The organism is Streptomyces pyxinae, from assembly GCF_024756275.1.
GTDB classification, from domain to species: Bacteria; Actinomycetota; Actinomycetes; order Streptomycetales; family Streptomycetaceae; genus Streptomyces; species Streptomyces pyxinae.
Genome location: NZ_JANUGQ010000014.1, coordinates 169,710 through 189,453 on the forward strand (window position 1 = coordinate 169,710; position 19,744 = coordinate 189,453).

The 19,744-nt window shown below is 72.9% G+C and carries 18 protein-coding genes; 13 read left to right on the forward strand and 5 right to left on the reverse strand.

The genetic code is table 11. The features are described 5' to 3' along the window. Positions 1-63: 63 nt before the first annotated feature. The 12 genes from NX801_RS18015 (at position 64) to NX801_RS18070 (ending at position 12,136) form a co-directional block, all read left to right on the forward strand. Positions 64-537: an extensin gene (locus NX801_RS18015; protein WP_258788774.1), complete on the forward strand. Its 474-nt coding sequence runs from the start codon at positions 64-66 to the stop codon at positions 535-537. Between the two features lie 93 nt (positions 538-630). Beyond that, a complete protein-coding gene (locus tag NX801_RS18020) occupies positions 631-1,053 on the forward strand; it encodes a phage tail protein (RefSeq protein WP_258788775.1) in 423 nt (140 codons plus the stop codon). An 84-nt stretch (positions 1,054-1,137) separates the two neighbouring features. Then, a complete protein-coding gene (locus tag NX801_RS18025; RefSeq protein WP_258788776.1) occupies positions 1,138-1,860 on the forward strand; it encodes a CIS tube protein in 723 nt (240 codons plus the stop codon). After that, positions 1,860-3,767 (forward strand): VgrG-related protein, encoded by a 1,908-nt coding sequence (locus NX801_RS18030; protein ID WP_258788777.1) that lies wholly within the window; start codon positions 1,860-1,862, stop codon positions 3,765-3,767. The genes NX801_RS18025 and NX801_RS18030 overlap by 1 nt, the downstream gene beginning before the upstream one ends. Before the next feature lie 145 nt (positions 3,768-3,912). After that, positions 3,913-4,383, forward strand: coding sequence for a GPW/gp25 family protein (locus NX801_RS18035; RefSeq protein ID WP_258788778.1), 471 nt, complete (start codon positions 3,913-3,915; stop codon positions 4,381-4,383). After that, complete coding sequence (locus NX801_RS18040) at positions 4,383-6,341, forward strand: putative baseplate assembly protein (protein WP_258788779.1); 1,959 nt, start codon at positions 4,383-4,385, stop codon at positions 6,339-6,341. The genes NX801_RS18035 and NX801_RS18040 overlap by 1 nt, the downstream gene beginning before the upstream one ends. Beyond that, the gene (locus NX801_RS18045; protein ID WP_258788780.1) at positions 6,338-6,904 is read left to right on the forward strand and encodes a phage tail protein; all 567 of its coding nucleotides are present in this window, start codon (positions 6,338-6,340) and stop codon (positions 6,902-6,904) included. Before NX801_RS18040 ends, NX801_RS18045 begins: the two co-directional genes overlap by 4 nt. Next, on the forward strand, positions 6,901-8,553 hold the full coding sequence (locus tag NX801_RS18050; protein WP_258788781.1) for a transposase: 1,653 nt from the start codon (positions 6,901-6,903) through the stop codon (positions 8,551-8,553). Before NX801_RS18045 ends, NX801_RS18050 begins: the two co-directional genes overlap by 4 nt. A 163-nt stretch (positions 8,554-8,716) precedes the next feature. Then, the gene (locus NX801_RS18055) at positions 8,717-9,520 is read left to right on the forward strand and encodes an alpha/beta fold hydrolase (RefSeq protein ID WP_258788782.1); all 804 of its coding nucleotides are present in this window, start codon (positions 8,717-8,719) and stop codon (positions 9,518-9,520) included. Continuing rightward, positions 9,520-10,815 (forward strand): PP2C family protein-serine/threonine phosphatase, encoded by a 1,296-nt coding sequence (locus NX801_RS18060; protein ID WP_258788783.1) that lies wholly within the window; start codon positions 9,520-9,522, stop codon positions 10,813-10,815. The genes NX801_RS18055 and NX801_RS18060 overlap by 1 nt, the downstream gene beginning before the upstream one ends. Next, entirely contained in the window at positions 10,812-11,150 is a 339-nt protein-coding gene (locus NX801_RS18065) for an STAS domain-containing protein (protein WP_258788784.1), read from the forward strand. The genes NX801_RS18060 and NX801_RS18065 overlap by 4 nt, the downstream gene beginning before the upstream one ends. 161 nt (positions 11,151-11,311) lie before the next feature. Further along, the gene (locus NX801_RS18070; RefSeq protein ID WP_258788785.1) at positions 11,312-12,136 is read left to right on the forward strand and encodes a polysaccharide deacetylase family protein; all 825 of its coding nucleotides are present in this window, start codon (positions 11,312-11,314) and stop codon (positions 12,134-12,136) included. Positions 12,137-12,440: 304 nt separating this feature from the next. Here NX801_RS18070 and NX801_RS18075 read toward each other — a convergent pair whose 3' ends face one another. Beyond that, the gene (locus NX801_RS18075; protein ID WP_258788786.1) at positions 12,441-15,815 is read right to left on the reverse strand and encodes an RHS repeat-associated core domain-containing protein; all 3,375 of its coding nucleotides are present in this window, start codon (positions 15,813-15,815) and stop codon (positions 12,441-12,443) included. A 368-nt stretch (positions 15,816-16,183) separates the two neighbouring features. On the opposite strand from NX801_RS18075, the gene NX801_RS18080 reads away from it, so the two are divergent. Next, positions 16,184-16,570 carry a peptidase inhibitor family I36 protein gene (locus NX801_RS18080; protein WP_258788787.1) on the forward strand — a complete coding sequence of 129 codons (387 nt, stop codon included), beginning with the start codon at positions 16,184-16,186 and terminating at the stop codon, positions 16,568-16,570. 162 nt (positions 16,571-16,732) lie between these two features. Here NX801_RS18080 and NX801_RS18085 read toward each other — a convergent pair whose 3' ends face one another. The 4 genes from NX801_RS18085 to NX801_RS18100 form a co-directional block, all read right to left on the reverse strand. Beyond that, positions 16,733-17,491: an alpha/beta fold hydrolase gene (locus NX801_RS18085; RefSeq protein WP_258788788.1), complete on the reverse strand. Its 759-nt coding sequence runs from the start codon at positions 17,489-17,491 to the stop codon at positions 16,733-16,735. A 215-nt stretch (positions 17,492-17,706) separates the two neighbouring features. Continuing rightward, the gene (locus NX801_RS18090) at positions 17,707-18,021 is read right to left on the reverse strand and encodes a DUF6092 family protein (RefSeq protein WP_258788789.1); all 315 of its coding nucleotides are present in this window, start codon (positions 18,019-18,021) and stop codon (positions 17,707-17,709) included. Then, on the reverse strand, positions 18,008-18,526 hold the full coding sequence (locus NX801_RS18095) for a nitroreductase family protein (RefSeq protein ID WP_258788790.1): 519 nt from the start codon (positions 18,524-18,526) through the stop codon (positions 18,008-18,010). Before NX801_RS18095 ends, NX801_RS18090 begins: the two co-directional genes overlap by 14 nt. Before the next feature lie 47 nt (positions 18,527-18,573). Beyond that, the gene (locus NX801_RS18100; RefSeq protein ID WP_258788791.1) at positions 18,574-19,617 is read right to left on the reverse strand and encodes a hypothetical protein; all 1,044 of its coding nucleotides are present in this window, start codon (positions 19,615-19,617) and stop codon (positions 18,574-18,576) included. Positions 19,618-19,744: the final 127 nt, after the last annotated feature.

Below are 19,744 nucleotides of genomic sequence, written 5' to 3' on the forward strand. Positions count from 1 at the left end.
CAGGCCCGGCTCCCCGTGGCGCCCCTGTCGCCGCCCCCGCTCCCTTCGCCGCCCGGCGCTCCGGTGGCACCGCCGTCCCCGCGGCCGGCGGGCGCCGACGGCGGAACCGCCGTCCAGCGCCTGCCCACGCGCGACCGCCACCGCACCACCGGGGCCCTCGCCTCGGCCACGGCGGCCACCCTGGCCGGCATCCTGGAACGCCAGCAGAACCCGCCGGTCCCCCGGCCGGACGACCCGCCCCCCGCCTACAGTCCGCTCCCGGGCCCCGGCGGGTCACCGGCCGGTGATCCGCCGCCGTACACCCCGGGTGTCCCACCGCCGCCGTACGCGGTGGACGACCCGGCGCCGCGTGCGGAGGCAGCCCCGCCGCCCGCGTACACGGCGGTCCGCCCCGGCGGGTTCGACCCGCGCGAGCTCACCGAGTTCCAGCTCGACGAACTGGCGCACCGGATCATCGGCCGCGTCACCCGGCTCCTCCGCACCGAACTCCGCCTGGACCGCGAACGGATCGGCCGGCTCCGCGACCCGCGCCGCTGACCGCGCACCACCGACCCACCCGACCCACCACGGGCCGGCCACCCCGCAACGGAGCGGCCGGCACCACGGACACGACAGAGAGGCGCACCCCCGATGCCCCGCCAGGACCCGGGCTCCACCATCTGGTTCACCCTCACCATCGACGGCGAGAGCCTCGGCTTCTTCAACGGATGCGAGGGCCTGTCGTCCCAGGTGGAGGTCGAGCACCGGCAGGAGGGCGGCAACAACGGCTTCGTCTGGGCGCTGCCGACCCGTGTCACCTTCTCCACCATCCGGCTGACCCGCCCGCTGACCCCGGACACCACCAAGGTCGCCAAGTGGATCTCCTCCGTACAGACCGGGATCAAGCGGCCCACCGCGCAGATCGCGGCGCTGCGCGCGGACGGGTCGGAGGTCGCCCGCTGGGGACTGATCGACGTGCTGCCCGTCAGCTGGCAGGGGCCGCGGCTCGACCCGGCAAGTCCCGCCGTCGCCACGGAAGTCCTGGAGATCGCCCACCACGGCTTCACCGACTGACGGAGCCGCCGGGCCCGCCGCACCCGGCGGCCCCGGAACGAACGCGCAGCCTCCAGGAAGCAAGGACCCGCAGAGGAAGACCCCATGGCCAAGAGCAACAAGGGCGCCGGCAAGAGCCTGGTGCGCGCCACCCTCGCCATTCTCGAACCGCCGGTCGGCACCAGCACCACACCCCGCGGGCTCATCCGGCGATTCGGCTTCGACTTCAACCCGGCGCAGCTCTCGATCAGCCGCCGCGCCCAGTGGCAGGTGACCACCACCCCTGCCGTACGGGACGGCGCCAAGCCGGAGTTCATGGGTCCCGAGCCCCGTGAGATGACGGTCGAGATCTTTCTCGACTCCTCCGGCGAGCCGACCGGCAACACGGTCCTGAAGAAGGTGGAGGCGCTGCTGAGCTGCTGCGAGACGACCACCAAGAGCATCGCCGCCGATCAGCCGTCACCGCCGTGGGTGGTCTTCGAGTGGGGTTCGTTCTCCACGGCGCGGTTCGTCGCGTACGTCTCCTCCGTCGACGCCTCCTACACCCTGTTCGGCACCACCGGTGTGCCGATCCGCGCCACCTGCCAGATGCGGCTGCACGAGATCCCCTCCCTGACGAAGCGCCAGAACCCGACATCGGGCGCGCTCACCGCGCAGCGCGTCCACCGGGTCGTCGCGGGCGACACTCTGCAGTCGCTGGCCTGGCGGGAGTACGGCGACGCCACGGCCTGGCGGGCGATCGCGGAGACCAACGGCATCGACGACCCGGCCGCGCTGCCCTCCGGCACCGAACTGGTCATGCCCGCCGCCGAGGAGGTGCGCCGCTGATGGTGAGGACCGCGTTCTCCAGCATCATCCGGGTCACCATCGGCGGCGCGCGGCTGTCGCCCGAGATGGCCCCGCTCCTCGTGGACGGCTGGGTCGACCAGGGGGCCGGTGTGCCCGCCGCGTTCCGGCTCACCTTCCGCGATCCCTACCGGCTGGTCCTGGGCGAGCTCGGGGTGCAGTTCGGCACCGAGGTGGTGCTGACCCCGGTGGCCGACGGCGAGGGCACCGGCGACCCGCTGCTGACCGGCGAGGTCACCGGCATGGAGGCCGACTACGACGGCAACGGCAGCTATACGGTGATCCGCGGCTACGACTACGGCCACCGCCTGATGCGCCAGCGCCGGGTCGCCGCGTACCAGAACCAGACGGCCGCCGACATCGCCCGCACCCTCGCCGCCCGGGACGGCGTACCCCTCGGCCGGATCCAACCGACCGACACGCTCTACGAGTTCCTCAGTCAGCCCAATGTCACCGACTGGGACTTCCTGGCCCGGCTGGCCGACGAGAACCAGCGGGTGATGTCCCTCGACGCCAAGGGCCGGTTCCAGTTCGTCGCGCCCAAGCCGTCCTCCGGCGCCCCCTCGCCCAAAACGGACGGCGAGACGAGCCCCTTCGTCCTTCAGGCCGGCCACGACATCCTGCGGCTGCGGGCCGCCGTCACCGCCGCCGACCAGGTGGGCAAGGTCGAGTCGCGCGGCTGGAACGTCACCACCAAGAAGAAGATCAAGCAGATCCACTCCGTCACCACCGATCCGGGTATCGGCATCGGCACCAGCCCCGGTCAGATCGCCGGGAAGTTCAAGGCGGCCAAACTGGTGGAGACCGACGCGCCGTACGACAAGGAGCCCGAGGTCCGGCACGCGGCCGAGGCGCTCGCCGCCGACATCACCTCCTCCTTCGCCGAACTGGAGGTCGTGGCCCGCGGCAATCCCCGGCTGCGGCCCGGTGTCCCGGTGGCGCTGGCCGATGTCGGCAAACCCTTCGAAGGCAAGTACACCGCCACCTCGGTCCGGCATGTCTTCGGCGACGGCAAGCACTACGAGACCTGGGTGACCGTCAGCGGACGCCAGTGGCGTTCGCTGTACGGTCTGACCTCGGGCGGCGGCGGGGAGGGCGCGGGTTCCCGGCTGCCCGGCGTCGCCAACGCCCTGGTCACCGATGTGCAGGACCCCCTCCGGCAGGGCCGGGTCAAACTCCACTTCCCCTGGCTGGACGACGCCTACGTCAGTGACTGGACGCGCACGGTGCAGCTGGGCGGCAAGGGCGGTGGCGGCGTCTTCCCCATGGACGTCGGGGACGAGGTGCTCGTCGGCTTCGACCGCGGCGCGCTGGACCATCCGTTCGTGATCGGCGGGCTCTACAACGGCCGCGACAAACCGACCCCGGTCGGTGACGTGCCGCTGCACGACGGGCTGAAGAAGCAGGCCGTCCGGCACACTCTGTCGGACCGGCAGGGCAACCGTGTCGACCTGCTCAGCCAGCGGACCGGCCGCCGGAAGCAGGGCGTCCGGATCTCCACCGGCAACGACAGGCTCGTCGTCAACCTGGACCGCACCCGGACCGAGATCACCGTCGACAGCGCCGGCGCCGTCACCATCAAGGGCGGCCGCTCGGTGTCGATCGACGCGGGCACCGACCTCAACCTCAGCGCCAAGCGCCGGATCAGCATCAAGAGCGGCGGGCTCCTGGACATCCAGGGCCGCGGGGTGGTCAACCTCCGATCGCTCGGCGGCGCCGTCTCGGTCGACGCGATGGGCGCGCTCAGCTTCAAGGCGCTGGGCGCCACCGTGATCAATTCGGTCGGGACGATCCAGCTCACCGCCGCCGCCAATGTCGGCATCCGGGCCGCCTCGCTCATGCTCCAGGGCGTGGTGCTCGTCAACAACAAGCCCTATCCGCTGCCATGACAGCAGCCCTGACAACAGCCGTGTCGACGGCCCTGACGGCAGCCGTGACAACAGCCACGACGACGGCCGTGACGGCGACCGTGTCAACAACCGTGACGACGCCCTGCCCGGCTCAAGTGTCCACTGATCGAGGGGTGGTTGTGTGATGGCCGAACAATTCGTCGGCTCCGGCTGGGCGTTCCCGCTGCGCATCGGGCCCACCGGCGGCATCGCCCTGGTCAGCGGGGAGCGCGAGGTCGAGGAGGCCATCCGGCTCGTCCTGGCCACGGCGCCCGGGGAACGGCCGATGCGGCCCGAGTTCGGCTGTGCCATCCACGACCTGGTCTTCGCGCCGGTCAACGAGGAGACCGCCGGCCGGATCCAGCACGAGGTCCTGTCCAGCCTGGACCGCTGGGAGCCCCGGATCGAGGTCCAGGACGTGGAGGTCACCGCCGGCACCGACCGGAGTGTGCTGTACATCGACGTCCGCTACGCCATCCGCGGGACCAACAACCCGCGCAGCCTGGTCTTCCCCTTCTATGTCATCCCCTCTCACGAGGAGCCCGGTCCGCCCGGCTCCTCGGACGGTCCCGGTGGCCCGGCCGGCCCGGGCTTCCACCCCGAAAGCGAACGCTGATGTCCCTGCCCTCCCCCAATCTCGACGACCGCCGCTTCCAGCAGTTCGTCGACGACGCCAAGCGCTACATCCAGCAGCGCGCCCCCGAGTGGACCGACCACAATGTCTCCGACCCCGGCGTCACCCTGGTGGAGACGGTCGCGCACATGGCGGACCAGATCGTCTACCGCCTCAACCGGGTTCCGGAGAAGAACCACCTCGCCTTCCTCGATCTCGCCGGGATCACCCTCTTCCCGCCGTCGGCCGCCCGCACCGAGGTCACCTTCTGGCTGTCCGCGCCGCAGGAGGAGCCGGTGGCGGTGCCGGTCGGCACCGAGGTCGCCACCCTGCGCACCGAGCGCGACGAGGCGGTCGTCTTCGCCACCGAGCGCGAACTGACCGTGGTCCCGTGCTCGCTGAGCCGTCTGGTGGTCCAGCACCAGGGCGAGCCCGTCACCGACCGCACCACCGAACTGGCCGAGGGCCAGGACCTGTTCTGCTTCTCGGAGGCACCCAGGCCCGGTGACTGCATGCTGCTCGGCCTCTCCGCCGCCGCCCCGCACTGCGCGCTCGCGCTGGAACTCGACAGCCGCGTCGACGGTGTGGGCGTCGACCCCCGGCAGCCCCCGCTCGCCTGGGAGGCGTGGACCGAGGACGGCTGGCGGCCCTGTGAGGTCGACCGCGACGGCACCGGCGGTCTCAACCGCCCCGGTGACATCGTGCTGCACCTCCCCGGCGGCCATGTGCTGTCCCGCAACGGGGGTCAGGAGGCCGGGTGGCTGCGCTGCCGGGTCACCGAGCCGCTGCCGGGCCAGCCCTTCTACACCACCTCCCCCACCATCCGGTCCGCCGAGGCCTACACCATCGGCGGCACCACCGGCGCCGTGCACGCCGAGACGGTGTACGACGAGGCCCTCGGGGAGTCCACCGGGCTGCCCGGCCAGCGGCTGCGCCTCGCCCACGCCCCGGTCGTCGCCGACGACCCGCCGCTGCTGCTCCAGACCGCCGGGCACGACGGCTGGCAGGACTGGCGGGTCGTCCCGCACTTCGCGGGCTCCCGCCCCGACGACCACCACATCACCCTGGACGCCACCACCGGGGAGATCGCCTTCGGCCCCGCCGTCCGCGAACCCGACGGCAGCCTGCGCCAGTACGGCTCCGTCGCCCCCAAGGGCGCGGTCGTCCGGGCCCGCCGCTACCGCACCGGCGGGGGCCGGGCCGGCAATGTGGCGCGGGGCGCCGTGCAGGTGCTGCGCACCTCCATCCCGTACGTCTCCGAGGTCGTCAACCGCGAGGCCGCGCGCGGCGGTGTGGACGGCGAGACGGTGGAGGAGGCGAAGCTCCGGGCCCCCATCACCCTGCGCGCCCAGGAACGCGCCGTCACCCTGCGCGACTACGAGGAGCTCGCCCGCCGGGCCGCGCCGGAGACCGCCCGGATCACCTGCCTGGAGGGCGAGGAGGGGGAGCACGGCGCCTACGCGGTCCGGGTGCTGGTCGTCCCGCAGGCCGTCGCCGACCCAGGCGGCCGGCTCCGCTTCGAACAGCTGGTGCCCGGTGACGCCCTGCTCGCCCGGATCACCCGCCATCTCGACGAGCGCCGGCTCATCGGCACCCGTCTCGCCGTCGGGCCGCCCTACTACCAGGGCGTCACCGTCGTCGCCACCGTGCACGCCTTCCGGGGCGTCGACACCGACCGGGTACGCCGCCGGGCCCACGACGCCCTCTACCGCCATCTGGACCCGCTGACCGGCGGCGCGGACGGGCGCGGCTGGCCGTTCGGGCGTCCGGTCCAGTCCGGTGAGGTCTTCGCCGTACTGCAGCGCGTCCCCGGCGTCGAGCTGGTCGACAAGGTGGTGCTGCACCCCGCCGACCCGCTCACCGGCAAGCGCGGCGACGCCACCGACCGCATCGATCTCGCGCCCCCGTCCCTCGTCTTCTCCTACGACCACCGGGTCCGGGTCATCGGGGACGGCGCATGACCGGCCACCGGGGCTCCATCGACGGTCTGGGCTCCTCCGCCCCCATCGGCGCCATGCTCCCCGCCGTCTACGCCGACGACGACCTCGCCCAGCGCTTCGTCGCCGGGCTGGACGAGGTGCTCGCCCCCATTCTCAATGTGCTCGACTGTCTCGACAGCTACTTCGATCCCGCCCTGACCCCGGCCGACTTCGCCCAGTGGCTCGGCACCTGGGTCGGCGCCGAGACCGACGGCACCGAACCCGAGCCCCGGCTGCGGGCCGCGGTGGCCGCCGCCGCCCGGCTGCACCGGGTGCGCGGCACCCGGCAGGGCCTCGCCGAGGCGGTACGGCTCGCGTTCGGCGTCACGCCCGAGATCAGCGAGAGCGGCGGCGCCGACTGGAACGCCCGCCCGCTCGGCCCGTTCCCCGGGGCCCCGCGCCCCCGCCTCCATGTCTCCCTGCGGCTGCCCGAGCCCGCTCCGGCGGACCTCCACCGCCTGGACGCCCTGGTCGCCTCCGCCCGCCCCGCCCATATGCCCTACACCGTCGAAGTGACCGCCGCCGAAAGGACCCCGGAGCGATGACCAGCCAGAACTGCGCCGAGTGCGGAACCCGCGCGGAACCGGGCCAGTCCTTCTGCGACGCCTGCGGCGCCGTACTCGGCTGGGACCCGGCCGGCGCCCGCGCCCCGCGCCCCGCGGCCCCCGCCGGAAGCGCGGCCGGCCGGGACGCCGCCCGGGACACCCTCGACCGCCCCGGCTCCCCCGGCGGCGGCCCGGCCCCCGCCCCGCACGGGCGCCCCGCCCCGGCCACCGCCTCTGCCTCCGCCTCTGCCTCTGCCTCTGCCTCTGCCGGTGACCGGTACGGTGCCGATACGGCCGGTGACGGCCGGGCCGGTGGCGGTACCGGCCGGGCGGCCACCGGCACCGGGCCCGGCACCGCTGCCGGCTCGGGTTCCGGCGCCGGGTTCGGCTCAGGCGCGGGTTCCGGCGCGGGCTCCGGCCCGGGCGCGGGTTCCGGCGCCGGGTTCGGCTCGGGCTCCAGTTCCGGCGCGGGCTCCGGCTCGGGCGCGGGTTCCGGCTTCAGCGATCGTGCGGCGACCACCGGCGAGCCGTCGCGCCCGGACCACCCGGACTACCCGGACCGCCTGGACCACCCGGCCGCCCCGGATCCGGCACGCCCGGCGGACCGGGCCGACACCAGGGGTACGGCAAGCGCCGACGACCGGGACACCGACGAGCTGCCGCGCACCCCCGGCGCCCCCGGCGCGGACAGCGCCGCCCGCACCGTGCCGCTCCCGGCGACCGGCGGCGAGCCCGCCTCCCCGACGGCCGATGCCGACCGCGCCCGTTCCCTGCTGGTCCCGGTGGCCGACCCCGGGGTCCAGGGGCCGCCCCCGGCCGTCGCGCCGGTCCTGCCCGGCCGTCCCGACGCCGGACGGCCGCAGGTCCGGGCCCCCGGGCACCGGCCGGACACCGGGGACGGCCCGCCCTGCCGCTGGTGCGCCACCCCCAACCACCCCGACCGGCACTTCTGTGTGCGCTGTGCCATGCCGCTCGCCGAGGACCCGGCCGCGCGGCCCGCCGGCCGCCGTCCCTGGTGGCGCCGTCTCCTCGGCGGCCGGCACCGGGACGTCCCCTGGGCGGGTGACCGGCCCCCGCTGCGCCGTGCCTTCCACCGGGTCGGCACCTGGATCGGCGTGGCGGTCGCCCTGACCCTCGTCGTGCTCGCCGTCCGCTACGTACCCGACGGGATCCAGGCCACCCGCGACCACTTCGCCAAACGCGCCCCGGTCGCCCCCGACGGCTCCCGGGCCTCCCGCTCGTTCCCCGGGCACAAGCCGTCGCTCGCCTTCGACACCCGGAGCAACACCTGGTGGGGCCCGGGCGTCGCGCAGTCCGGCCAGGGCGAGTGGATCGAGGCGTCCTTCAGCGAGCCCACCCGTCTGCTGGACGTGATCATCACCCCGGGTGTCTCCGGCCGCCCCGACAAGCTGAGCCAATCGGCGCTGCCGCACCGCGTCAAGGCGACGATCACCACCAAGGACGGGAAGACCCAGACCCGTGACCTGGTGCTCGACCAGGGCGCAGGCGGCCAGCGCCGGCCCTTCGCCGTCGGCGAGGTCACCAGAGTCCGCTTCACCGTCGAATCGGCCTACGCGACCTCGGCCGACAAACAGGTCGCCATCGCGGAGATCGAGTTCTTCGGCCCGTCCAGCGCCAACCGCGTCTGACCCGCTCTCGCCCGCCCCGCCCGCGCCGCCGCCCGGCGGTCCGGACGGGGCCGGGCGGCGGAGTCCGCCGCCCCGCCGGGTCGCCGCCGGGCCGGGCGGCGGGCGCCCGGCGGTGACGGAGGCGCCGCGAGAGAAACGAGGGGCACCTGGGACAATGGCGGACATGGACATCCGCCGCAGGAACAATGTCACGGTCACCGGCAACCCGCAGGGGCGGGCGGTGGTGCTGGCACACGGGTTCGGGTGCGACCAGAACATGTGGCGGCTGACGGTGCCCGCGCTGGCCGAGGACCACCGGGTGGTGCTGTTCGACTACGTCGGCTCGGGCGCCTCGGACCTGTCGGCGTTCCGCGAGGACCGCTACGCCTCCCTGGAGGGGTACGCGCGGGACGTGGTGGAGGTCTGCGAGGCGCTCGATCTGCGCGACGCGGTGTTCGTGGGGCACTCGGTCAGCGCCATGGTCGGAGTGCTCGCCGCCGCCGCGGCGCCGGAGCGCATCGGGGCGCTGGTGATGGTCGCCCCGTCGCCGCGGTACATCGACGACGAGGACTACCGGGGCGGGTTCAGCGCCGAGGACATCGACGAGCTGCTCGACTCCCTGGAGTCGAACTACCTGGGCTGGTCGGCGGCGATGGCGCCGATGATCATGGGAAACCCGGAGCGGCCCGAGCTGGGCGACGAGCTGACCCGCAGCTTCTGCGCGACCGACCCGGACATGGCACGCGTCTTCGCCCGGACCACGTTCCTGTCGGACTCGCGCGACGATCTCAGGACGGTCGCCGTGCCGACGCTGGTGCTGGAGTGCGCCCAGGACCTCATCGCTCCCCGCGAGGTCGGCGCCTTCGTCCACCGGGCGATCCCCGGCTCGGAGCTGGTCACCCTCGACGCCACCGGGCACTGCCCGCAGCTGTCGGCGCCCGAGGCCACCAACGCGGCGATCACCGGCTTCCTGGCCGGGTCGCGGTGATGTGCCGCACCGGGCACCGGCCCGACCCGCACGAACCGGAGCGCGGCGACACCTCCGACACGGCGTTCGCCGCGCTGCTGGAGGACAGCGCGGAGGAGCTGTACGAGAGCGCGCCCTGCGGGTACCTGTCGACGCTGATGGACGGCACCGTCGCGAAGGTCAACACCACGCTGCTGAACTGGCTGGGCCTTGAGCGGACGGCGGTGGTGGGCCGGAAGCGGTTCACCGATCTGCTGACCGTCGGCGGCAGGCTGTACCACGAGACGCACCTCTCGCCGCTGCTGCGGATGCACGGCGAGATCAACGGCATCGCCCTGGAGATCAGGCGGCCCGGCGGCGGGCGGATGCCGGTCCTGGTCTCCGGCGCGGTCAAGTACGGCAGCACCGGCGAGCCGCTGCTGACCCGCCTCACCGTCTTCGACGCCCGGGAGCGCCGCGCGTACGAGGAGGAGCTCCTGCGCAGCCGGAAGGCCGCCGAGGAGTCCGCCCGGCAGGCGCGGGCCGACCGCGCCCGGCTGCAGGACGCTCTCGCCGTGCTCCAGCAGTCGCTGCTGCCCGCCACCCTGCCGCCGGTCCCCGGGGTGGACACGGCCGCCCACTACCACACCGCCTCCCCCGACCGGCTCGGCGGCGACTTCTACGACGTCTTCCCCCTGGACGGCACCCGCTTCGCCTTCTTCCTCGGCGATGTGTGCGGCAAGGGCCCCCAGGCCGCCGCCCTCACCTCGCTGACCCGCTACACCCTGCGCGCCGCCGCCCTGCACGACCCGGACCCCGTCTCGGCGCTGTCCACACTCAACACGGTGCTGCACGAGCGGTACACCGGCGGCGACCCCCGCTACTGCACCGCGATCTTCGGCGTCCTCGACCCCGACCCCGTCACCGGGCGGGTGGCCGTCCGCCTCGCCTCCGGCGGCCATCCCCCGGCGCTCGTCGTACGGGCCGACGGCCAGGCCGACTTCCTGGCCACCCCCGGCGGCCTGCTGGTCGGCGTGCTCCCCGACCCGCACTTCACCGCCGCCGCCACCACGCTCGGCCCCGGCGACAATCTGCTCCTCTACACCGACGGCCTCACCGAGGCACGTACCGGCGAGGACCGCACCGCCCTCTACGGAGACCAGGCCCTGCGCGACTTCTGCGCACACCGTGCCGGCGAGCCGGCCCCGGCCCTCGTCCTCGCGCTGACCGGCCTGCTGGACGAGCTCGGCGAGGGGCTGGACGACGACACCGCCCTGCTCGCCTTCGGCGTCCCCACCCGTCCCGCCCCCGGCCCGGCAACGAAGAACCCCTCATGAGCCCGCTGAACTTCATCACCCGCACCGCCCCGACCGGTCCCGTCCTGGAGATCGCCGGCGATCTCGACTACGCCCACGCCCCCCAGTTGCACGCCCAGCTGCCCGGCCTGGACCTCCGGCCGGGGCAGCGTCTGGTGATCGACCTCGCCGGTATGGAGTTCTGCGACTCCACCGGCATCACCGCCCTGCTCGCCGCCCGCAACCACGCCCACGCCGCCCGGGCCGACATCGCCCTGGCCGCCGTACCCGCCCACACCCTGCGCGTCCTGCGCGTCGTCGGCCTGGACCAGGTCTTCGCCATCCACCCCGACAGCGGGGCCGCCACCCGCCCCTGACCCGGCCTCACCCCGAGGCGGGAGGCGGTGCCTTCCCCCGGCCCGCACGTCTCCGTACCGTCAAGTTCGTCACAGGTCTGTAAGAACGGCACCTCGGCCTGCAAGATTCCGTCTCACCCGACGACCGAACGACGCAGCAGAGAACGAGGAGCCGAGCGGGCATGGTGTGGAGCAAGGCAGGGGGAGCGTACAGCCGGGTACTGGCGGCCGTCACCGGAGCGGCCTTCCTGACGGCGGCGGCGACGGGATGCGGCACCCGGCCCGGGGACACCGGCCCGGCGCCGGCCGCGCCCGGCTCGCCCGGGAAGCCGTCCGCCCAGGCCGGGATACGCCCGATACCCGGCCAGACCTCCCGGCCGGACGCGAGCCTGCCCGCGCCGCTGGTCAGCATGGACCTCTCGCACGACTCGGACAAGGGCGCGCGGGGCGTGAACATCACCATCGACGACGGTCCGGACCCGGTCTGGACCCCGCGAGTCCTGCGACTGCTCAAGGACAACGGGGTGAAGGCGACCTTCTGCATGGTCGGTCCCCAGGCCGAGGCCCACCCCGGCCTGGTCAAGGACGTCGTCGCCGCCGGGCACCTGCTGTGCGCCCACTCCCTCTCCCACGACACGGCGATGGACCACAAGTCGCGCGACTACCAGGCCAAGGAGGTCCTGGAGAGCGCGCGCATGATCACCGAGGCCTCGGGGGGCGTCAAGCCGCTCTACTACCGCGCTCCCGGCGGCGCCTTCACCCCCTACAGCCGCCAGTTGGCCGCCGCCCACGGGATGCGCCCCCTGGGCTGGAACGTGGACTCCAAGGACTTCAAGCGGCCCGGCTCGGCCGCCATCGTACGGACCGTCAAGAACGAGCTGTCCAACGGCCCGACCGTCCTCTTCCACGACGCCGGCGGCGACCGGAGCCAGACCGTGGCGGCCCTGCGCGAGATCCTGCCGTGGCTCAAGCACCAGGGCCGCGAATTCGGCTTTCCGGAACGCTGACCCGGCCGGCCCGGCGACCGCCCGCCCGCCGCCGGGCCGCTGTCCGCGTCTCAGCGGGCCTCCGGCAGCGGGACGCTGGCATGTGCGGCCCCGCCCGCGAGGCGGGTGGGGCCCAGGGACGTGCCGAGTGCCTATCGACGCCTGCGGCGGCGCAAGAAGTCGCGGAAACTCTCCGAGGTGGCCCAGGAGTAGAACACCAGCGCGGCTACCGCGAGAATCACGATGATCGTTGGTACCACGGTGGGCCCCCTTCCGAGGGGGCGCCCCCGCGGTGGGGGCGCCCCGGTCGCTTCTCATCGGTCGCTCAGACGAGTTTGGTCACTGCCTTGCCGACCTGGTAGATGTCCTTCAGCTTTCCTGCCCCGTCCAGGGTCTTGCCGAGCTTCGGGCTCACATAGTCCTCGACCACGTCGACGGCGACGTCCTGGGCGCAGCCGCTGACGGCCGCCCCGACCGCGCCCACTCCCGTCGCCGCGGCGCCGGTGATGAATCCGACGAGGAGCCCCTGACCGGCGCCTTTCAGGCAGGACTTGGCGTATTTGCCCCAGGCGATGTATCCGGTGGGGTCGATGCGGTTGACGGGGTCGCCCTCGGCGTAGAGGTAGGGGTTGACCTCCTGGCCGGAGGGGTCGGGCTGGGTGAAGCGGACGGTCTGCGGGTCGTAGTAGCGGGCCCCGAAGTGGTAGAGGCCGGTCGGGTCCTGCTGGCCGCCCGTGAAGCGGAACGGCTGGGGCACCGTCTCGGCGGTGCCGGCCCTGGCCTCACCGCCGGGGGTGTACAGGTAGGTGTTGACCCGCTTGCCCGACTCGTCGACCAGGCCGATGACCGAGCCGAGGGCGTCGGTGAGGTAGTAGTGGCTGCCGCCGCCGGTGGAGACGGAGTTGAGGGTACCGCCCGGTTCGCGGATGAACTCGGTGTCCTTGCCGCCGGTCGTCTGGCCGGACAGCCCGAGGGGTCCGTTGTGGAAGACGGTGTCGCCCAGGCGGGTGCGCTCGCTGCTGTCGGTGCTGGCGTACTGCGCGGCATAGGAGGTACCGCCGGTGGTCAGGGACTTGAGCTGGCCGTACGCGGTGTACTGCTCGTTGGTGCGGGCGGTCTGGGAGGTGGGTGCGCCCGCGGTCTCGTTGCCCGCCGTGTCGTAGGACCATCCGGTGGTGATGCCGTTGCGGGCGGTCAGCTGCGAGGCGTCGTTGTAGGTGTAGGCGGTGGACGCCGGGCAGCCGGGGGTGTCCCCCCGCGAGGTGAGGTTGCCGGCCGGGTCGAAGCAGTACTGCCACGACCTCTGAACACCCGTCGGCTCGGTCTCCCTGGCCAGCGACAGCCGTCCGGCCCCGTCGTAGGAGTAGTCGGTACGGACCTTGGTCAGGGCGTCGGTGCGGCTGCGGATCTTCGTGCCGTCCGTCGCGGTGCCGCCGGCGGAGTAGCCGTAGGTGTAGGCGAGGTGGCTGAGGACGACGCCGGAGGGCGCGGTGACCCGGATGTCCTGCGGGCGGCCCGAGGCGTCCAGCGCCTGGCTCTGCACGGTGCCACCGGGATACGTGGTCTTGGTGCGCCGGTCCTCGTTGTCGTACTCGAAGGCGGTCTTCTTGCCCTGCGGGCCGGTGAGCCGGGTCAGCCGGTCGGCCGCGTCCCACTCGTAGGCCGTGGTGCCGCCCGGGTCGCGGTAGGTGTCGACGTTTCCGTCGGCGGTGTAGGCGAGGACGGTCTGCGAACCGTCCTGGAGGGTGCGGACCGTCTCCCGGCTCAGGGCGTCGAACTGATAGCGCTGGGTGCCGGTGGCGTCGGTACGGGCGACGAGGTTGCCGTCGCCGTCGTAGGTGTAGGTGACGTCCGGGGAGCCGGTCGCCGTCACCGCGGTCACCCGGTCACGCCGGTCGTAGGTGTAGGTGACCTTCACCCCGCGTCCGTCGGTCGTGCTGGTGGTGCGTCCGAGCGCGTCGTAGGTGTAGGTGGTCCTGCCCAGCGGAGCGGGCGGCGCGGCGCTGTCCAGGTTGCCCGCGCCGTCGTAGTGGAACTCCGTCTTCTTGCCGTTCCCGTCCGTGGCGGTGCACACCTGTCCCTGGAATCCGCCGCACCGCGGAGTGGCCTCGTTGTAGGTGAAGTTCCGGGTACCACCGCCGGTGCCGGTGCTGGCGACAGACTTGGTGTTGCCGGCCGTGTCGTAGGTGTAGTCGGTCTTCTCGCCGTCGGCGCCCGTGTCGGTCTGGGGACGCTCGGCGCCGGCCACCGTCTGCCACTGGGCCGTGGCGGTCGCCCCGGTGGGCAGCTTCATCGACTTGGGGTTGTTGCGGTCGTCCCAGCCGTAGCTGGTCACATTGCCGCCGGAGCCGCCGCTCCCGGTGCCCATGGCGTCGGTGGCGCTCTGCAGCAGGTGGTTCTGGTAGGTCGAGGCCCGGGCGTGGCCCAGCGGGTCGGTGACCTTCAGCATCTCGCCGTCGGCGTTGTGCTCGTACGTCGTCCTGTGGCCGAGCGGGTCGGTCACCGTCGTGGTCCCCTGCTCCCCGGGGGTGGCGGCGCTGTAGGCGTAGGTGTGGGTGGGCCCGCTGCCGCCGGTGCCGTTCTCCGCGTAGCGGCGCATGGAGGTGATCCGGTCGGCGGCGTCGTAGGTGAACGCGGTCGAGCGCCCCTCGGCGCTGGTCACCTTCACCACCCGGCCGTCGCCGTCGTAGCCGAAGGCCGTGGTCTGCCCGGTGGTGTCGGTGGTGCGTGTGATGTTGCCGTGCTCGGCGCTCAGGTCGTAGGTGACCGTGCGGCCGGTGCTGTCCTTGGCGCTCCAGCGGATCGCACTGGTCTTGGTCAGGTCGATCCAGCGGCCGGAGCGGGTCTCGGTCAGCTTGAAGCCCGCCGAGGCGCCCGTCGCCGGATCGAGGTGCGCGGTGACACTCAGGACACCGCCGTTGCGGTCGGTGGACTTGGTGAGGCGGCCACCGGCGTCGTAGGTGTCGGCCGTACCCGATCCGCGGTCGGTCAGGGTGTAGGTGCCGTCGGCGTTCTTGCGCAGGTCCTTGGAGTAGCCGGTCGGAGTGGTGAAGGTACCGTCGGCCTTGCGCCCGAACTCCACCGTGGCGCCCGTGTCGTCGTAATCGAGCACGGAATTCGCGCCGGAGACGTCGAGGTTGCGCTCCCAGTTCAGCCACCACGGGCGGCTGACCTGGCCGTTCGGCGCGGTGAACGCGTTGTACGTCCGGTTGAGCTGCAGCTTCTGCCCGACCCCCGCGACGTCGAAGTCGGTGGTGGCGAGCATCAGGTTGCCGGTGGAATAGTCGATCCGGCCGGTCAGCGCGTCGGTCATCCGGAAGCCGAAGACGCGGTGCCAGGGCACGTCGCCCTGCCCGCGCGGCACGAATCCCGCGGTGGGAGCGAGCGGTCGGGGCGCGGAGCGTCGGCCGGCATCGCGCAGCCGCTCCGACTCCCGCTGCCACCAGGCCCGTTCGGCGGCCGTGGGGGCGGTGGAGGGGACTGTGCGGGGCGGCCGGGTCGTCCCGTCCAGGACCGGGGGCATCGCGGAGCGGCCGTGGTCACCCCAGTGCGAACCGCCGGCGGGCGAGGGGCTGGGCGCGGCGAGGGCGGGGGCCGTGGCAGCGCCGAGGGCGAGAGCGGCGAACACCGCGGTGAAGGAGCGGGCGGCCCGGTGCCGTCCGGAGTGCGAGCGTCTGGTGCCGGCGCGCGGCAGGAACATGGTTTCCCCCCTGGAAGAACACGGTGCCACGACGGCCACAGTGGCCGCCGGGCTCCCTCAAGGTGACATGCACCCGCCGGGCGACCGCGGCCCATTCCCCGTATCGAACGCCGTAAGCGGACCAAAGAAAGCCAAACACGACCAGGGGAATTCTTGCTGGTCACTCCCGAGACCGCGCCGACGTGCGCAGATATCCGTCCGACGCCGTCCGACAACGGCCGGATTCAGCGGTTGGAACGACTTCTTCCAAAACTCCCAGCCGGTACAACAGGTGGGAGTGAGCCGGCACTTCCCTCACTCGGCTCGACACCTCTCCCTCGTTCTCCGGACCGGCGCTCCGGCCCGGCAGCGCCCAGATCGGAGTACCCGTGCGCAAGCGCCTTCTCGTGCCCCTGCTCGCCTCCACCGCCCTGACGTGTGCCGTCACCCTGGCGCCCACCGCGCATGCGGAGCCCAATCCTCCCGGCTGCGACAAGGAGTACTTCTGCATATACGCGGGCGAGGGCCAGACCGGCCAACTCCTGGTGAAGTCGAAGGGCAACTGGTCCGGAAGCGTCAGCGGCCGGTCGGTCTTCAACAATGGAATCCCTTATCCCAACGCCGACCACATCCAGCTGACCTACACCTATCAGGGGCACACCTACGAGCAGTGCGTGCACTACAACCCCGGCCCCGGCGACTACAAGATGAACTTCGCCGAGGGAGTGACCTTCACCAGGGCGACCTGGCGCGGGGAGTGCCCGTCCGGCACATGACGGCCACGCGCTCCTCACAACCCGCCGCCGGGCCGCCCCCCGTGGGCGCGGCCCGGCGGCGGCGCCGGAAGCGGACCAGCCCGGCCGGGGCCCGGCGCGCCGTCCCGGTCGCCCGGGCCGCGGGCGAGGCGCCCCGAAGAAGCTCCCGCTCCGCCGCGCCACTCACCTGGTGGACTGTCCCCGCCCCGTGGCGCTCTCGCGCAGGAAGGTCTCCAGCCGTGCGGCGAAGCCCGGTGCCGCGGCGACGAAGTGGCCGGCGCCCGGATGCACACTGCGCTCGCCACCGAGCGCGGCCGCCAGAGCGTCGCAGATCCGCTCCAGCGCGGCCGCGTGGCCGCCGGACGCGACGAGCACCGGGACGCCGGCGTCCCGGATCATGTCGAGCCGTGGACGCGCCTCGCCGGCCGGCCGGCCACCGTGCGCCCGCCGGACACCGGCGATCACCTCCTCGGGAAGCGGTCCGTCACCGATGGGCGCGCCCGCGAGACGGAGGAACCAGCGCAGCTCGGCCGGGTCCGTGTCCATCCCGTGGGTGAGGACCGCGTCACCGATGCGCTCGAGCCGCGCCACCTCGGGATCGCCGGGGACGAGGTAGTTGAGCGGCGGCTCGATCAACGTGAGCGAACGCACCGTGTCCGGCGCGGCGGCGGCCGCGATCAACGTCCCGAGTACGCCGTAGGAGTGGGCGACCACATGCGGGCGGCCGACGAGCAGCGGCGCCAGGTCCAGGGCGTCCGCCTCGAAGTCCTGGCCCTGCCGCGGTGGTGGGCTCGGCGGATAGCCACGGCGGTGGACGTATGCCAGCGTCCACCGGTCGGCCAGCGGAGCGACAGCGCCCCACGTCGTCCGCGGGCCGGCGCCGCCGTGCACCAGCAGGACCTCCGGCCCGGAGCCGTCGCGCACCACCACGATCTCGCCCACGGAGACGAGCATAGCGGCGCCGAGCGGGAGACGACGGGCCGCTGTGACGAGGCAGCCGGGGCTCCGTCGCACCCGCTCCGCTCCGGCACTCATGCTCGGCCTCGGTCCCGATCACGTGCGCCTCGGTCGGTGCACGTGATCGGGCGAGGGCCGCCTCGGTGTCCCAAGGCCCCCAGGTCAGCGGGTCAGTTCGGGGAGCACTTCGACGCCCGGGGTCATGGAGCGGGCTCAGGGGGCGTGGAGATGCAGGTGGCCAGTTGTTCGCACAGTTCGTCGAGAGTCTCCGCCCAGTGGCCCTCGTGGTCCGGTGTGAACAGAAGCCTGTCCAGGCGCTCTCGCATGGCGATCAGGCGTGGGTCGACCGGGCCCACGGATTCCAGGATGCGCAGGGTGCGGCGAGCCCCGTCCGCACAGCGCATGGGAGCGTACTCGCGGGGCTCCCCGATGAGTCCGTGGCCGGCGCTCAGGAGATAGGCGGTCAGGTGGATGAGCTGCTGGTCCAGGGTGTTGGTGTCATTACCAGGTTTCATGGTGGACTACCTCGTCGACGGTACGGCGGTTTCTGTGGCGCAGCTCGTGCGCCGGGTGCCCCAGGGTGGCGATCAGTACGGGTTCGAGGTGGGGTGGCAGTTCGAGGAGTACGCGCACGGCGGCGGGCTGGAAGCTCGCTGTCGGGCAGCCGCCGAGCCCCAGGGCGTGGGCGGCGAGGAGGAGGTTCTGCACGGCCATGGCGATGCACATGGCTCCCGGAGCCAGGCCGCCGGGATCGTCTCCGAGACGCTCGTGATCGACGCAGGCGACGACGGCGACCGCCGGGGTGCTGCGGATGCCCGGGCAGAAGGCGGTCAGCCGGCGGAGGGGTGCCGGCCGGCGTACCACTACGTAGGCCCATGCCTGGGTGTTGCCGGCGCTGGGGGCGGTCAGCATCGCCTCCAGCATGTCGTTCAGGGCGGCGGCGTCGATGGGTTCCGGGGTGAAACGGCGTGTCACACAACGGGTGCGCAAGACGTGCAGAAGGTCTTCTGCTCCATCCACGAGAATCCTCCAGTGAAGGGGCGGTGCCCTGGATACCGGGGCGGCGGTCAGGCGTGGAGTGCGTCGACGACCGAGAACAGATCGGTCCGGGTGTGCGCGTCGGTATCGGTCGCGGCGTACCGGCCCCGGTCACAGGCGTACGGCTTGCCGGGAACGCCGGCGTCGTCCAGGCGCAGCAGGCCCTCGACCGGGTAGAGGCCGACGATGGGCCGGGCGGACGCGGAACCGCCCAGTGCGTCGATCAGTTGGCGGGCCCTCTTCAGGATGGGCATCTCGAAGTAGGTGTCGATCGCGACGGCGACCGGGCCGGGGACATCCGTGTCCGGCAGGCCGACGGCTCGCAGGTACTCGACGACGTAGCTGGTCCGGACCAGTTCACGGTGGTTGTCGGGCTGAGCCAGTTTGTCGGCCAGCGGCCACACCGGGTCGCCGGTCGCGAGGAGTTGGTTCAGGAGTTCCTCGTGGTCGGGAACCCCGCCGTGGCGGACGGCCGAGCGCAGCGGCCCGGCCAGCGGTTCGAGCCCCGCCGCCTGACGCACGCGGACATCGGGACGGCCGACTCCGGCCAGAGCGGCGGACAGGCGGGTGTGGAACAGGGCGGTGACACGCGCATGCCGGGTGTCGACCTCCTCGTACCAGCGCTGCGCCAGTTCGGGAGAGACCAGCCGCTTCAGGAGCCGGTCGTTCAGGTACAGGTAATACTGCACCCGGGGGATGTCGATCGTGATGGTCACGGGTACTGAGCCGGGCAGTGCGGCCACGAGGTCGGCGGTCACCGCCACGTGCTGCACCAGGCTCTCGTATTCGTACAGCGAGAGGTCGTCCTCCACGGTGAACTCGTCCACGCGGTCGGCGATGTGGGCGGCCTTGTTCTCCAGCAGGTTCACCGGGCGGCCTCGCGGGCCCCACGCGCGAAGCGATCCCGTGCTGAACAAGCACACGCCGGTGACTATGTTGACTCCGGACGTGTCCTCCACCCGGCCTTGCAGCTGCCGGACGCCCCTGATGTGCACACGGTGCCGCCGTGCGCCGAAACGGGTCTCGGCGAACGCCAGTTGGCTGCCGTTGCCGCCCTTGTCCAGAACGAGCACGCTTCGCCCGCTCCGTACCCGTCCGGTACCGAGGAAGGCACCCAACCGCGTCGCCCGGTGGCCCGCCCGCCGGACGAGCGAGGGAGCGGCCTCGTGGCCGTCCGTCTGTTGCCGATGGTCCGGCAGC